The sequence below is a fragment of the Citrobacter freundii complex sp. CFNIH9 genome, assembly GCF_002903305.1.
Taxonomy (GTDB): Bacteria; Pseudomonadota; Gammaproteobacteria; order Enterobacterales; family Enterobacteriaceae; genus Citrobacter; species Citrobacter portucalensis.
Genome location: NZ_CP026238.1, coordinates 1319557 through 1333542, shown reverse-complemented (window position 1 = coordinate 1333542; position 13986 = coordinate 1319557). Strand labels below are relative to the sequence as shown.

Here is a 13986-nt window from a genome sequence, read left to right as displayed (position 1 = left end):
TAGCCAACCGGGCAGGCTGGCTATTCTTCTTCACCATCATCTTTCATGCCGCTGAGCGTAGCGACAATCCCGGCCCTTGTCAGCTGCGTGAATCCCTCAGCCCCTACAGCATCCCGGATCGCCTTCATGGCAATCTTATTGGCTGCAAATCGTTTCTCAGCTGCGGCTATCGCTGCTGGTGAGGCTCCCGCGTTTACTGCCTTTGTGGCCTCCTGAACCGCCTTCTCGATGGCATACCGACCACTCCTCGTTGCGCCAATCTTCGCTACTGTATTCCTCAGCGCACCACCTGCGACCATGCCACCAATCGAGCCCATTACGCCACCGCCGAAACCACCCGCGATTGCTCCAGACTGCTGAATGCCATTCATAATCACGCCGACAATTTTCGGAAGCCCAGTATCAAGCGTTTTGATGGCCTCTGTCGTTCTGCCTGTGCGCTCTATGTATCGTTGCGGTCTGGTGCCAGCTTTAGCGAGCACGCCGAATTCCTTCATAATTTTCCCCAGATCCGGCGCATGGCGGCTGATGGCTTTTACATTCTGCGGAGTCATGATTTTGGCAAAATACTGGAGGCCTGCGCCTTCACCAACGCCACCCTTTTCTCCCTGCGCCGCAGCATGTTGGAGAATGGAAGCTATTGCTGGCTGGCGCTCAACTTCCGGCAGTGAGGTGATAAGACGGTGGAATGCTCCGGGCCCGCTATCTGCAGATGCCTTAAGCATATCGACGCCTTTTCTGACCATGGAGTCTGATGCCAGATCCCGTCCAAAAACAGACTCGGCATTTTTTTTAGCCGTAATGTACCCCTTCGAAAGGTCATTAGCTTTTTGCCACTCAGGGAGGAAATTGCCTTTTTCAGCCATGACGCGCATATCATCAGTGATAGCACGGCGCATCTCCCCGGCAATACGGGCAGCATTTGCCTTACCTGCGCGGATGTTTGCCTGTTCAGCATCGGCAAACTTCGCACGCCATGCTTTCATGCCTTCAAAGGTGATACCGCTACCCTGACCATTGGCTGCCTGAAACTGCTTCATTTCAGAGCTAAGCGGCACGCCAGCCGATTTCTCAGACTGGATGACCGCCATTCCGTTATTCATCTTCATCCTGTCGCGTGGCATCGTGCTGCGCAGATCTGCCCATGCCGTATTCTCGGCGGTTTTCATGTCGGCCAGGCTGGCGCTGATACGATCTTTAATCGCTGCGCTTTTTTCCGATGCGCTACCAGACTCAGCACCGAAATCAGACAGCTGCTTATTCAACTTTGAGGATATTTCATTGAAGGCAACCAGGTGCGCATCCTGTACGGTACCGGGCGTTGATGCGAGAACACCTTCAGCCTGAGCAATACCACGACTACCTGACCGCATCCCGGGTGTCAGAGTATTAATATCAACACCAGTATCATCCGCAGCCTTTGCTACATCATCGCTAATTACTGCCGCCTGGGTGGAAATGTTTTCACGGCCGGCAGCAGAACGCGCCGCCTTTGATACATCATTAGACGTTTCCAGCGCATTACCAGCCCCACCAGCAGGGCCCGCATTTCTGCGCAACACGCCAGTGGCCGCTTGCCCGCCCTTTATCAAAGCACGGGCTCCCAGCGATCCAGCCAGACCAATACCGGTCTCTTTTGCTAAGTCCTCCGGGCTGATCTGCCCGTTCTTTTGGGCGTTCACCAGTGTGCCCGGCAGGTTTTCCGCCAGCATGCCAGCCACCTGAGTGGCCGCACGCTCAGCGCGTGGAGCATTGGCAACAGAAGCGGCCGCTGCGGCTGTCCTTTCCGCGCCCACTCCTGGAATGAGGTAAGGTGCCAGTTGTTCACCAGCTTGCGCGTATGGATCGGTAGGATGATCCACGGGGCGATAGACTGGTGACAGCGGGTTGTACGTGCCATCTCCCATGCCAAGCTTCTGCCCCGCCCATGCCCCTGCTGACTGGGCCGCATTGATTACGCCAACCCCGGCGTCCATTACATCAAACGGGATATTCGCAATCCCTCTCGCCGCCTGCTCAGGCGCTGCTTTCAGGCCAGGAGAAAGATACTCCATGTCAGGGTTGAGGTTCGACTGGGCTACCTGCTGTTGCGGGTCTCCGGCTCCCTCATTGGCGAGAAACTGGGCTCGCTTCTGCTCCCATGAGCTGGCTGTTGGCTGCCCTGTCTCCTGATTCTTAAACTGTTGACGTTTTGCATCCCAGGCAGAGGTATCACCAACCTGTGAGATTGCCTTATCGAGGTCTGAGTAATCAGGCTGCTGGGGGGTACGCCGCTGGCCTGCCTGTGCATACTGCAGGACTTCACTGTCATCAGGAATAATTCCAGCATCGGCAAATTTGCTGACGTAATCAGCTGTTTCGGCTGGAAGCGTGGCTTTGCCGTTCCTGACCGCATTAACACGCGCGTTACCGGAGTTGTACCCGGCCAGCGCCATACCGATATCACCAAACCGTTTCACCCCTCTGTTGAGGTGGTTTGCCGCTATGTCCATTTGCTTTTCAAATGGCAGTGAGCGGGGATCCGTCCCGCGATAACCCGCGTCACTCATTGCCGACGGCATTAGTTGAGCGTAACCCCGGGCACCTTTCGGTGACTCAGCGTTCCCATTGCCGCTGGATTCATTGCCCACTAACGTTTCCATCGTGCCGGATGGGAACCCGTATTTTTCATCAAGACGGCGGGAATATGCTGCCTGTCGTTCTGTCATCTGCGCCATCATTGCCCGCCCTTAAGCTTTGCCTGATAGTAACTTTCCGGCAGGTAGCCATGTGCGGTTACGTAATCCTTAACCAGAGAGGGATCCTGCAGAAGCATTTTTGTGTCTGTGGCTTCATCCTGCGATTTGGTTACAGGAATGCCGAGCCCGGAAATCTGGCGCTTCTGCATACGAACAATGACATCCTGAGCTTTGTTCAGCTCCCGCAAGAACGCCTCGTTACTGGTAGCTGACTTAATGCCATTTTGAGACTGCACAAGCGCAGCCCTCTCGCCCTCAGTTGGGTTACCGCCAAAAGTCCCTTTCAGACTCGGCAGAATAACCTTGAGGCTGTATTCATCAGCTTTGGCGCGTAGGCTTCGCGTGTCCTCTGCCATGTCAGGAAGGAACCCAAGCCCGCCAGTAAGGGGGTTGTAATTTTGCGAGCGGGTGACTGCGGAAGGGTGCTGCCCGACAATTCCCGCCAGTTCATGACCCACTCCAAGCGCAGAGTTCAGGGAGTCGATGTTACCTGCGACGGTATTGATTTTGTCGTTCTGCTTCTCCATTTTCGCCTGCTGTACCGTGCCAAGTTCAGCGGTGAGCTTTTCGCGCTCGATATCATTTCGAGCACGCCCAAGCCGCGCTTGCAAAGCCATTTCCCGCGTGCGCAGCTGGTTATCTGACTGGGCTTTGAACTGTTCGAGATCAAGACGCCGATCACCCTGGTCGGCATTAACTTTAGCGTTATATTCAGAGGTGTTTGCGTTCTGCTGCGCAATGCCCTGCCCCTGTTGTTTATCCTGTACCGCAAAGTAACTATTCGGGTCGGCGTGAAGGTGAATCAGGTCAGTGATTCTGTTGAATCCCTGCGGGTCGTTCTGCCAGGACTGATAAACCTCTTCAGCAGGCAGGCCAAATCGCTGTAACACAGGATTCGCCTGCATGATGGCTTTCTGCATGACCATGGGATCACCGGTCTGCGAAGCAAGCCGGAGATTCATTGCTGCGTCAGCGGTTTGCCGGTTCTGCTCAGCGTCGATGAAGCCCATTTGTTTTTGTGAGTCAGCCATAAACTGCGGGTACTGGGCCATTAACTGCTGGACGCCAGCGCGGTCGTTTTTGGATACCTTATCCCCTAGTTGCGTCTGATAATCCTTAAGTTGCTTAGCGGCCTCCGCCTGCTGGTTGATCTCAGCAACGCCGCGTAACCCCTGAAGAGCCATCAGACCCACATTTGGCTGTTGTTGATACTGCATAGGTTGAGGGACGTCAGCTCCTGGAGCATTTGTATTTTGAGGGGCCAAGCTCTGAAGCCCACCAAGTTGCCATGTAGCCATTAGTAACTCATCCCCCCAAGCAACCCTACCAGTCCACCGCCGATGGCTCCCGCAGCCGTTCCGATGACGGGAACAACGCTACCTATTGCGGCACCCGTCATTGCTCCGGTAGCTGCGCCACTAATCCCTCGAGACAGGGAAGATGGCTGCTGCGCCTGACCAGCATTAATGGAACCAAGTCCCTGTAAAAGTTGCCCGGTATTGTTTGCGAAGTTCTGGCCTGCTGTAGCCTGCCCTGACGCCGCATTCATGCCGATATTGAGAAGATTTCCGTAATTTTGCATTTGCCCGCCCAGCCAGTTGTTGAATAGCTGTGGGGAGATCGCACTTAGCTGGTTCGCTGTTGCCGTTGAACCCAGGCCTCCTGTTGCTTCTGCCGCATTGAGATTTTGATAGCGAGCCTGATCAGCCTGAGCCTTGTATAACCCTGAACCGAAGAAGTCATTTGCAGCCTTGTTCTGTCCTTCGAGGGTCATTAATCCCTGCAATCCCTGCAACGCGGGAAGGCCAACCTCAGCATACGGCTTGAGGTTATTCATCACCGTATTCCACTGCTCACGCTGCAAATCAATTGCCTGTTGCTGGGTCTTGGCCTGAGCTTTGGAGGCTCCACCATCTCCCCCGCCTTTGGCATAAACCGCGCGGGAAAGATGTTTGTTTGCGATCTGGAAAATTAGCATTCGATAAATTCCTTATATTGCTGGCGCGTAAGCTGGTACAGAGTCACGCCGACTGGTTTTTCATTGCAGATATACGCATCATCGAGATGGCCAACGCGCGTTGCGCCCAGCAGGCGGATAATCGCGCGGCCGTATTTAGTTGTGTCTGGAACCATCGTGACGCTGTTCAGGAAGGGGGAGTTCTGGAGAAGCCATTTGCAGAATAAGCGGTGACCGTTTAGCGCATACTCACCACGGAAACCGGTGTCATATACGGCGTGCGCCTCCACTATGCAGTGCCAGAAATTGCGCACCTCATGCACACCAACCAGCATTAATCCTTCGTAGATGCCGAGGTAGAGCGCGTCGGCTTTAATGTGATAGCTATCGCCTGAATCAACAATATTTCCTGTATTTTGGGGATCGTTGAGAAAAGCCTGTAATCGCATTGGGTCATCAATAATTTTTAGTTCCATGCGCCACCTTCCGTTTCTACATACAACCCGCCAGCGCCTTATCCATCAGCCCACGCGCAATTTCATGCAGAGTAGGTGCCACACCAATCCCTGACTTTTTGCGCTGTTCATCCTGAATCTTTTTGATGGCTTGCATCTGTTTTTCACTGAGCAGAACCGGTTTTACTGAAACAGCCATATGACCTCCATCACTGTATAACAATACAGTCATTATAGTTTCATAAAACGCAATGATCATTAATTATATTGCAAAATACGAAATGAATTGAGCATAAAAAAGCCACCCTTTCAGGTGGCTTGCTATCAGGAGTTATCGCTGGCTTGCGAACCATTTTTTATGGACTCTAAAAACGCTGGATACTGCCCTTTTTTATGGACTCCGAAAACTCGGGAACAAGCCTTTCTGGTGTCGCATTACTCTTTCTTCCAGATCAGCGCCTCACTCAATTGCTCCGTGCCCACTGACGAGGTTAATCAGGATTTTATCCAGCTCGTCCCTGCCGTCGTGCCGCTCGCTCTGTAACAGCCATTTCAACACGTCCACTGCTTCGCGCTGGTGGCGTGGGCGTAGGGCTGCCAGCTTGCCATCGAGCCAGTCCTCCCGGTCACTTATCTCTTGGCGCTGATCCGCACCGTAATGCCAGCCCAGCTCCTTGCTGGCGGTGTGGCGCATCTCATACAGCCAGTTCCAGTATTCAAACTCTCGCACCACATCAGAAAGGGTGTGCGGATCTGGCAGGACGTCGCTAAATCCATCTTGCGCAACCATGCGGGCACTTTCGACCTCAAGATGACGATCAATGCCATAGGTAGCGCCTTCGGCTGACTCCTCTTCTGTCATACCGAAGTCATCGCCCACCAACAGCACTGACTGGTCAATCAGCAGCTCGGCGGCCACCGGCTCCATCGCGGCATCATAGCTGCCGTAATGCGCCCTTACCTGGCGGGCGCTGTCGATGTTGCTTCTGGCCCGGCTGAGGAAGTGCTGCGGGTTATCCATAAACAGTGTGCCGAACGCCACGTTGAGCAGGTCAGTGCCGTTGAGCACCAGCCAGTCACGGTACCGCTTCTCTGCGTCCTTCGGTTTGATGGTCAGCTTCTGCAGGGCTTCCTCGGCGGCGGCCAAGTGCGCTGGTTCGTTCAGTTGAATCACCTCCAGCACCCATAGATAGGCGTCAGTTTGTTTATGCCCGGTCACCACTTTCTGCGGCGGCAACGGCTTTACTGTCGCCAGTTCAGTGCTGTATTGCGGCTGCGGGATGGTGAACAGCGCTGCGTGAGCCGGGTTATCGTCAAACAGGCCGCAGCGCTTGCATACAGCACGTACAGTGGTGTGTTTAATGCCGGTGGCGCTGGCAATACGCCCATATCCCAGACCACTACGTTTAAGGCGGAATATCTCTGCTTTCTGTTCAGGCGTCAGGCGCATGCTGACCTCCCTTTTTTTTCATAGCTGCCAGAGTTTCACGTGCAAGTTTCTGCTGTTCTTCCGTCACCTCACCGGCAGGTTCCCCGGCAAGATTGTACCGAGCCCCTCCTTCGGCCAGTGCTTTCAGATACGATGCGCGGCGGGTGTACATCGCAACAGCAGAGCGGATCTTCCCCGTACCGGTAATGCCACGGGCGCACATATCGGCAGCTATCAGTTCGGCAGTGCCCACCGCCATTGGGCGTGGTGCGTTCAGGCTGAATGCTTCAGGCCAGTGTGTTAACAGTAGTTCCAGTTTTTTGCGGTTATGTCGGCTGCGCTTTGTGCCTGCTGCTGCGCCAGTGCCTGCATGAGCCGCTTTCTCTGCTGAGTCCGTGTTACGGGGTAGTTTTGCCGCTGCGCCTGTTGTGGCGTGTTTCAGGCTCAATATCTGTCGTTGATGGTTACTCATAGTTTCTCCCCATCAGCAGGTAGCTCTATTACCGTTCCGCTGCTCGACAATGGCTTATCCCAGGGGTATTGATAGTCACCACCAGAAAACACCATATTGATCCTGTGCGGCACTTGCATGGCAATATCCGGGTGCATATCTGCAAATTCCACGCAGTGGAGCTTATCGAGCCATCTGTATGCACGGGCTGACTCTCCGGTCAGTATTATTTTGGCTAGCCCGACGATATCTCTGATTGTACAGATATCAACCCTGCCATATATCCCAATGAATCTGTATTCCATGTCGCTAATCGCTTTATTGAAAAGCGTTGCTTTCATCGGGTCTGAGAGATCGATATACGGAAAAATTATCGCCTCAAAAAAGGTCTGTTTCTTCTCATGCATACGAATGAGAGCAACGTTTTCCAGCGTGTTGCTTGTTCCCAAAAAACGATTAACAGCTTTTTGAATTACGTTCATTTTTCCCCCGCAACTTAAACGTCCTGAACTCCCCGACTAAACTTTTCGCATACCAGCCAGCACTGGCAGCCATCCACATAACAATGAGATATCCAGGCCCTCTGTCCGTGTAGTGAAATGCGCCCCAAATTATGTAAATAACGCTTCCACCAAAAACCATCAGCCCCATCAAACATGAACTCTTATTCATATCATCATCCTCAGAATGGCACCTGATCGTCATATGGCGGCGTCTGGTCATAATCGTCATAGCCCTGAGCTGGTGGCCGTTGCTGCTCCTGAGCACGGCGCAGCGCGTCGGTTGCCTGCCCCTGCTGCCCTTTCTTACCACCCGGGCGAGCCGTTCTGGCGCTGATCACGCTGTCGGCGATCACCTGATAGCCGGTCTGGGTACCACCGTCGCTACCCGTCCACTGACTCATCTGCATATTGCCCGCCACGCTTACCATGTCGCCCTTCTGGTGCTTTGCCAGCGCTTCAGCCTGTTTGCCAAATGCTGTTATCGCCAGCCAGAAGGTGGCCTCTCCGTTCTCTGCTTTCTGGCACGGCAACGTCACCGCCATGCGGGTGAATGCCATCTGATTCCCTGTGCTGGTCGTTTTGCTCTGCACATCGGCCACCAGCCGCCCGTATGCTGAAATCTGTGCTGTCATGGGTAAAATCCTCATGATGTAGATACAAATCGGCTCGTAAAGACCTATTTTGCGGGATAACTTGGGATAACTTTGGGATAAATCTATATGCATTAACTTACTGTTATATAAGCAATCAATATCTGTTTATCCCGTTATCCCACTTATCCCAGCCATTTACTCGCGTATAAGAAATTTATTACTGGCTGGATTAGTCTTCCTCCACATCAACCAGCACCACAAACCTCTGCTGAGTCCCGTTAATGCTGATGGTGCGACTGTCCAGCCTCCCTTTCTCTTTGCGAATCAACATCCCGGCATCTTCCAGGGCTTCACCACCCAGTTTTTTCTGTATTCCGCAAAGGATCTCCACCTCGAACACGGACGGAATGATGTGATACTCCTTACGCCCATCCTCCCGGCGACCATCCACCAGATATCCGGCAAGATTCAGGATGCGCTGTGCGTGGGTTTCATCCATGTTGCCGTTTACCTTGCTGGTGGTATAAGGCTGGAAGCGAGAAAGGCCATATCGCTGAATAAAGTCACGTGCGCGCGTGACAACCTGGTGCTTCTCACGATTACCCAGACCATAACTTTCCAGCCAGTCGTTAAAGCTCTGGCGGACAGCAGCACTACACTCGCTGGAGATCCACCCAGTAAGTGATGCTGACAGTGTGGCAGCAGCATCGAGCAACGCGAATCGGGAAGCCACACGCTTAACCTGCGGCGATGCGCCATCCGGCAGGTTACTGATCCACTCCTCTTCACGCGCATTCACCATCTGAATAGCCGATTCTTTATCTGCTGCCAGCAGCGCGATCCACTCACGTCCGACAGCACCACAATAGCGGGCAGCTTCCCGTTTAATGGCCCGGGAATGCTGATCACCATCATCCATGCCATTGAACTCCACAGTATCCACAAACGGCACACTGACCAGACGCACGAGTTGCCCGGCTTTAGGACTGAGCCCGTTTTTCAGCATGAAAGTTTCGAAATCTTCTTCACCGGTACTCAGCGCAGCCACTGTCCAGCGCAACACCGCGCGGTTACCGCCTTCTTTGGCCCCCTGAACCTTGCCCACACCGTTAAACAGCGTGTACGCACTGGTGGATACCTGCCGCGCGTCACCACCCTGACCGATCTCGTCGATTGGCAGGAAACCGTCATTGCGTGATGCTGCCTCGACCGTCATCCCGTAGGCGGTGGTAAACCATGATAGTTTCAGCATGTCGGGTACACCGTAGATACTCGATGCCGCCTCAACAGTCGTGGTCTTGCCTGCCGATGACTGCGCAAACAGGTGAATGCCGAAACAGGAACCACCCGCCAGTGAGTTAAGCGGTGCGGCAAACGCTACCAGCGCGCCCAGCATCATCGACTGATTACCCCGCATCAGCGCCGCCACGTTGTCGCGCCACTGCTTCGCGCTGCCACGTACCACATAACCCGCTACCGCAGATGTACCACCACTGAACGCAACCGGCATATCTGGTTTGCCAACGATTTCACCGTCAGGCATGACGTATGCCCCGCAGTGCCAGCCCGCAGTCTGCGTTATGGTCCATTGAGTCCGCTCTCCCTTTCTCTGCAGGTGATCGCCCAGAATATCGAGCAGAGACTTGCGGGTCGTGATATTCACACCACGCGAGCGTAATCGTGCCCATCCGGCAGGCTGTCCAACCTCACGACGCGGAACCGCCTCAAACATTACGGCTGCGCTGCCCTCTGGTCTGAGTCTGATAACCAGATAGCTTTCGCGCCCGTCCTGTCCGATCCCTACAGTTGCCAGTTCATCGCACAGCCACGTTTCCTTTTCGTCAGTCTCCCCGGTGTCCTTGTTGTGCTTGGGCTCCACCCAGTAAAGGCCTCCATGTCGAAGGCTAACAAAAGGCTTTTGCACATTAGGTTTTATAAGGTCTTCTCGGGATGCGATCCCGGTTACTTCTGTCTGTCCGGTCACTTCTTTTCCCTGAGGCTGGTATAACGATTCATTGAATAGGAGGCTGGTAGAATGGATGCCGTCATGCTGACGCAGGTCGTCCCAGTCGGATTTTTCATCGCAAGGTGGCAGCGCAACCCAGCCCGATACAGCAATCGCAGCTTTCTCTGCGGCATCCTTCCCTGTGTTGGGTTCATCCGGCCTGATGTCGTTGTCGGCAGCAATGATGATCTGCGCCTGCGGATATTTCCGGCGCATTACCTGCGCCACTGGCAGCAGATTACCCGCATCAATAGCGACCACTGCCAGCGCCTCAGGACGCATCAGGTGAACGGAAAGGACGGTTGCCAGCCCTTCGCCGATAATCACTGTCTGCGGCGATTCTGTATTGTTTATGACGTGATATGCCCCCTTCTTCGCCGAGCCGTAGAGCAAACGCTTCTCGCCATCTGTCTTGATGGTCTGCGCCGCCACCGCTGCGCCGGACTCATCCACCAGCGTAAGAAGCAGTGAACCGTCAGACAGAACAGGGAATATAAAGCCCGGCAGCCCCTTACCTGCCAGATACGCCGCTTCCCCTGGCTGTGTCTGCGCCTTCAGCTTATCCAGCCGTACCGTAAATCGGGCGGCGCGTTCCTCTTTCTCCCCGGCCTTCTGTTTCTCCTGCTTCGCCAGCCTATCCGCCTGCGTCTGCTGGCGATGGGTATTGTCCTGGCTGGTAGACGTATGCATAGTCAGCATATCCATCCCCAACACATCAGCAACCATCAGAGCCGCACGTGTGGTGTCGCACTGATTAACTTTTTTCACCAGTTCCAGACCATCACCGGCACCACATGCGTTACAGAAGTGAGCTCCGCGTCCGTCATCATCGAAGCGAAAGCGATCTTTACCCCCACAGGCCGGGCATGCCACCTGCGCGCGTGGTGAAGCGGGGACATCAATCCCCATCAGCGAAAGTACGTCCGGCCAGCGATCACGGGCTGCCTCTGATACCTGGCGGATCACATCAATGTTTCGCATCGCCATACCCCACGTTGTCGATATGCGTAGCGATGTAATTCACCAGCATGTTCCATTTGGCAATGCCGTAATCAGAGAGCGTCCAGTCCTCGTTCTGCCATAGCTCGAGTTCGGCCAGAGTTGTCAGCTTCCACGACTCTTTGTGTACCAATTTCATAACCGGCAACAGATAGGCATCAATCAGATCGCCGACATCTGAGGGTTTAAGCGGCGTATCCACTGTGCGCCCCTCTGGCGTAGTGATTGTCATCGACTCGGTACCAGATAAAGCCATATTGTGGACCCACACAGCACCGCAAAGCCTTGCGATGCGTTCTGCCAGCTGTGAGCTGATCGCATAATCTGCGTGGCTTGATAGCGCTTCGTTTTGCTCTTTCATTTTCGGTACCTCAGTGCGCCGTTGGAGCTGGTGGAATGCCTTCTTCCATCAGTGTTTCGATAAACCCATCGTGAAGCATTGCCAGCCCTTCACGCCCCATTTGTGACAGTCGCAGCGCCCCGCTGTGGGGATCCACCTCGGCCATGCCCTGATACATCCTCACGGCCAGCGGCAGTCCTGTTTCCACGCCATATTTTTCAATTGCCAGCCCCTCGATGTGGTTCGCCAGTGAGAAACGTTCCGTTGCCGGGTAAACGCTTAAGCCGCCATGCTCTCCGGCATAGATCACCGCCCGGTCAACTCCGCCCTCCTCGTTCATCACATCCACGGTGCCGTTTTCCTGCCGTTGCTCACAGATAAACAGGCAGGACACAATCCAGCGCCAGGTAAGCGCCATTTGTTCATCTGTAGGTCTGAACCAGCCACGGTTATGACCAAGCTGAATCTCTGCTGATACGCGCAGGCCATCGCTCAGCGAGGCATCAAAGCGACCGGTATCAAGCTGGCGTATCGCAGTTGTGTAGCCCACCAGCCGGTTATCAAGCCGGATACCATCCGGCGTTGCCTCTATGCTGGTAAAGCCGGGATTCCCCGACTTTTCAGGAAATGACAGAACGTTGCTCATGCCTTGCCCTCCTGGTGTTCACGCATCACGCAATCAGCCAGCTGGCTCTCTGCCTCTTCCATTGCCTGCGGCACGCCATGCAACAGCGTGAGAACGGAACCGATAAGACGAGGCAAATCGGGATGAGAGTTCTTTGTGGTACTTTCCAGCCACATAGATAAAACGGCCTGCGCCTGCTCTACCTGGCAGGTGTCATCGATCAGTTGAAGCTTGCTCATACGCCGCTCTCCGCATCAGTTTTGGTGACATCGACAATCGTTAAGACGGCGCTCAGCCAGTGATAAATCTCTTCTTTCTGCTCACCTTCAACAGCGGGCAGTAAGTTGCTCATGACGTGGGCCAGACCATTGCGCGCGCGAGCCATACGTTCCGCTGTGCGATCGGCAACAGTGAAACCTTCCGGGTAAGCCTGTGGGCGGCTCAGCATGGCCTCTGCTTCGCATGCCGCTGGGTGTTGGTAGTCAATGTCGTAAATCATTGCGACACCTCCGGCAGGGCGTGACCTTCCAGCAGGCTATGTAAGTCGCGGGCGTACACTTCGAAGAGAGAAATGAGGGCAGACAGGTATTCATCCCGGTTGTCAGCGTTGCCTTTCAGCACTTCATCCATCAGCAATGCCAGTGAAATGAGGTTGGCCGAACGCTCTTTAGGGTCAATGGGCAGATCGTAAATCTTAATCATGGCGCACCCCTTGCACGGAGATGCGGCCAGCAAAGAAACAGACGTGATCACGCACCAGAGAGCGACGAGCATCACGCTCAGTCTCAGCAGCAACATGATGGAGAACAGGCTTGATTGTCGGACAATCGCGGCGAACAGCGGCAATAATCCAGATAAATTGCGGATTTTGGGTAGGGATAGTAGCCATGAGGCAGCCTCCGTCGTGTGATTCAAATAACCACCACCGAAGAGACCAATCTTACTGGTGGTGGACTGTGCAGAGTTGGTCTTACCGGACACAACGGAAACCGGCGCTTCCGAAGAAGCCCCCACACAGCCCACCATAATTTTGTAAGCGGCACGGATTATAACCGCATCACAGAAAAAAGGGTGTACTGAATGAACGACACAAAAAAAGACGCTAGGCGCGTCATGTGTCGCCGTTATGATTTCCGGGAGACCAATCCCGATACCTGATTTTGCAGGTACTAGAAAACCATACACCTGCAACGCATTAAGCGGCAAGTCGTTTATGTACTCTCCCTGCGCATTCATGGCGGAAAATGTGATATCTATCACGTGATTAAACGAATTACTCATCTGCTGCGCCCTCTACTTCCGGCAACTGCGGTTGGTGATCACGCCAGAGCTGGGCCTCTTCACGGCTCAGCTGTTCTTTCTCCTTACGGCACGCCTGCAGGTCGTGTCCGCGCTTGCTGGCCTTGTGGGTGTACTGTGTCTTGCGGCGGGTGAAGTCGTTCAGGAACGCGAACGGCACGCCATATGAGCCGGTTTTGCGGATGGAAGGAATCACCTGGCGGAATACCCAGTTAGTGAACTGGTGAGCGAACGTACCCGCCGTGGTGGCCTTGCGGCTACGGGCAATCAGTTTGTAAAAACCAGACTCTGCGACCATGTTCCAACTGCGTGCCCCGCCGCGCTTACCAGAATGGCTCTCGGTTAAAGTTAGGGTCATTACTTCGTCGCTATCGAGAGCAGATACAGCTTCAGTGGTGTTACTGATTTCAAGCGCACGGCAGACATCGGAAGCAACAAACCACGGTTCGCCTGACACCTTAACGATCCGCACTTTCGCTCCCTCAAATTTGATAAGGAAGGTGCGAATAAGCAGGTCATTTCTTCCCAAGCTGACTCGCTGATTAAAATTTCGCGGATCTGGGCCGATTTTTTTCCCGCAAACACATCGAAT

General features: G+C 54.1%; 16 protein-coding genes. All 16 read right to left on the bottom strand.

Annotation, left to right across the window (positions count from 1 at the left end; translation table 11 throughout):
- Positions 1-20 precede the first annotated feature (20 nt).
- Positions 21-2720 carry a lytic transglycosylase domain-containing protein gene (locus tag C2U43_RS06675; protein ID WP_103284844.1) on the bottom strand — a complete coding sequence of 900 codons (2700 nt, stop codon included), beginning with the start codon at positions 2718-2720 and terminating at the stop codon, positions 21-23.
- Positions 2717-4036: a phage DNA ejection protein gene (locus C2U43_RS06670; protein WP_103284843.1), complete on the bottom strand. Its 1320-nt coding sequence runs from the start codon at positions 4034-4036 to the stop codon at positions 2717-2719. The genes C2U43_RS06675 and C2U43_RS06670 overlap by 4 nt, the downstream gene beginning before the upstream one ends.
- Positions 4036-4716, bottom strand: coding sequence for a DNA transfer protein (locus C2U43_RS06665; RefSeq protein WP_103284842.1), 681 nt, complete (start codon positions 4714-4716; stop codon positions 4036-4038). The genes C2U43_RS06670 and C2U43_RS06665 overlap by 1 nt, the downstream gene beginning before the upstream one ends.
- Positions 4710-5171: a DUF2824 family protein gene (locus tag C2U43_RS06660; RefSeq protein ID WP_103284841.1), complete on the bottom strand. Its 462-nt coding sequence runs from the start codon at positions 5169-5171 to the stop codon at positions 4710-4712. The genes C2U43_RS06665 and C2U43_RS06660 overlap by 7 nt, the downstream gene beginning before the upstream one ends.
- A gap of 16 nt (positions 5172-5187) precedes the next feature.
- Entirely contained in the window at positions 5188-5349 is a 162-nt protein-coding gene (locus C2U43_RS29550) for a hypothetical protein (protein ID WP_049014588.1), read from the bottom strand.
- A 261-nt stretch (positions 5350-5610) separates the two neighbouring features.
- Entirely contained in the window at positions 5611-6600 is a 990-nt protein-coding gene (locus C2U43_RS06655) for a helix-turn-helix domain-containing protein (protein WP_103284840.1), read from the bottom strand.
- Complete coding sequence (locus C2U43_RS06650) at positions 6584-7051, bottom strand: ProQ/FINO family protein (protein WP_103284839.1); 468 nt, start codon at positions 7049-7051, stop codon at positions 6584-6586. The genes C2U43_RS06655 and C2U43_RS06650 overlap by 17 nt, the downstream gene beginning before the upstream one ends.
- The gene (locus C2U43_RS06645) at positions 7048-7512 is read right to left on the bottom strand and encodes a hypothetical protein (protein WP_103284838.1); all 465 of its coding nucleotides are present in this window, start codon (positions 7510-7512) and stop codon (positions 7048-7050) included. The genes C2U43_RS06650 and C2U43_RS06645 overlap by 4 nt, the downstream gene beginning before the upstream one ends.
- A gap of 200 nt (positions 7513-7712) precedes the next feature.
- The gene (locus tag C2U43_RS06640) at positions 7713-8165 is read right to left on the bottom strand and encodes a single-stranded DNA-binding protein (protein WP_103284837.1); all 453 of its coding nucleotides are present in this window, start codon (positions 8163-8165) and stop codon (positions 7713-7715) included.
- A 190-nt stretch (positions 8166-8355) separates the two neighbouring features.
- Entirely contained in the window at positions 8356-11112 is a 2757-nt protein-coding gene (locus C2U43_RS06635) for a DUF927 domain-containing protein (protein WP_103284836.1), read from the bottom strand.
- Entirely contained in the window at positions 11099-11491 is a 393-nt protein-coding gene (locus tag C2U43_RS06630) for a hypothetical protein (RefSeq protein WP_080090337.1), read from the bottom strand. The genes C2U43_RS06635 and C2U43_RS06630 overlap by 14 nt, the downstream gene beginning before the upstream one ends.
- 10 nt (positions 11492-11501) lie before the next feature.
- Complete coding sequence (locus C2U43_RS06625) at positions 11502-12023, bottom strand: hypothetical protein (protein WP_080090352.1); 522 nt, start codon at positions 12021-12023, stop codon at positions 11502-11504.
- 89 nt (positions 12024-12112) lie between these two features.
- Complete coding sequence (locus C2U43_RS06620) at positions 12113-12334, bottom strand: hypothetical protein (RefSeq protein WP_103284835.1); 222 nt, start codon at positions 12332-12334, stop codon at positions 12113-12115.
- Positions 12331-12594, bottom strand: coding sequence for a nicotinic acetylcholine receptor subunit beta (locus C2U43_RS06615; RefSeq protein ID WP_080090335.1), 264 nt, complete (start codon positions 12592-12594; stop codon positions 12331-12333). The genes C2U43_RS06620 and C2U43_RS06615 overlap by 4 nt, the downstream gene beginning before the upstream one ends.
- Entirely contained in the window at positions 12591-13376 is a 786-nt protein-coding gene (locus C2U43_RS30175; RefSeq protein ID WP_442861426.1) for an ash family protein, read from the bottom strand. The genes C2U43_RS06615 and C2U43_RS30175 overlap by 4 nt, the downstream gene beginning before the upstream one ends.
- Positions 13369-13923, bottom strand: coding sequence for a BRO-N domain-containing protein (locus C2U43_RS06600; RefSeq protein WP_103284834.1), 555 nt, complete (start codon positions 13921-13923; stop codon positions 13369-13371). The genes C2U43_RS30175 and C2U43_RS06600 overlap by 8 nt, the downstream gene beginning before the upstream one ends.
- Positions 13924-13986: the final 63 nt, after the last annotated feature.

What these genes read in the sequence shown, in the direction of transcription:
- C2U43_RS06675 (WP_103284844.1), bottom strand. Translation starts at nt 2,720, where the DNA reads ATGATGGCGCAGATGACAGAACGACAGGCAGCATATTCCCGCCGTCTT.
- C2U43_RS06670 (WP_103284843.1), bottom strand. Translation starts at nt 4,036, where the DNA reads ATGGCTACATGGCAACTTGGTGGGCTTCAGAGCTTGGCCCCTCAAAAT.
- C2U43_RS06665 (WP_103284842.1), bottom strand. Translation starts at nt 4,716, where the DNA reads ATGCTAATTTTCCAGATCGCAAACAAACATCTTTCCCGCGCGGTTTAT.
- C2U43_RS06660 (WP_103284841.1), bottom strand. Translation starts at nt 5,171, where the DNA reads ATGGAACTAAAAATTATTGATGACCCAATGCGATTACAGGCTTTTCTC.
- C2U43_RS29550 (WP_049014588.1), bottom strand. Translation starts at nt 5,349, where the DNA reads ATGGCTGTTTCAGTAAAACCGGTTCTGCTCAGTGAAAAACAGATGCAA.
- C2U43_RS06655 (WP_103284840.1), bottom strand. Translation starts at nt 6,600, where the DNA reads ATGCGCCTGACGCCTGAACAGAAAGCAGAGATATTCCGCCTTAAACGT.
- C2U43_RS06650 (WP_103284839.1), bottom strand. Translation starts at nt 7,051, where the DNA reads ATGAGTAACCATCAACGACAGATATTGAGCCTGAAACACGCCACAACA.
- C2U43_RS06645 (WP_103284838.1), bottom strand. Translation starts at nt 7,512, where the DNA reads ATGAACGTAATTCAAAAAGCTGTTAATCGTTTTTTGGGAACAAGCAAC.
- C2U43_RS06640 (WP_103284837.1), bottom strand. Translation starts at nt 8,165, where the DNA reads ATGACAGCACAGATTTCAGCATACGGGCGGCTGGTGGCCGATGTGCAG.
- C2U43_RS06635 (WP_103284836.1), bottom strand. Translation starts at nt 11,112, where the DNA reads ATGCGAAACATTGATGTGATCCGCCAGGTATCAGAGGCAGCCCGTGAT.
- C2U43_RS06630 (WP_080090337.1), bottom strand. Translation starts at nt 11,491, where the DNA reads ATGAAAGAGCAAAACGAAGCGCTATCAAGCCACGCAGATTATGCGATC.
- C2U43_RS06620 (WP_103284835.1), bottom strand. Translation starts at nt 12,334, where the DNA reads ATGAGCAAGCTTCAACTGATCGATGACACCTGCCAGGTAGAGCAGGCG.
- C2U43_RS06615 (WP_080090335.1), bottom strand. Translation starts at nt 12,594, where the DNA reads ATGATTTACGACATTGACTACCAACACCCAGCGGCATGCGAAGCAGAG.
- C2U43_RS30175 (WP_442861426.1), bottom strand. Translation starts at nt 13,376, where the DNA reads ATGAGTAATTCGTTTAATCACGTGATAGATATCACATTTTCCGCCATG.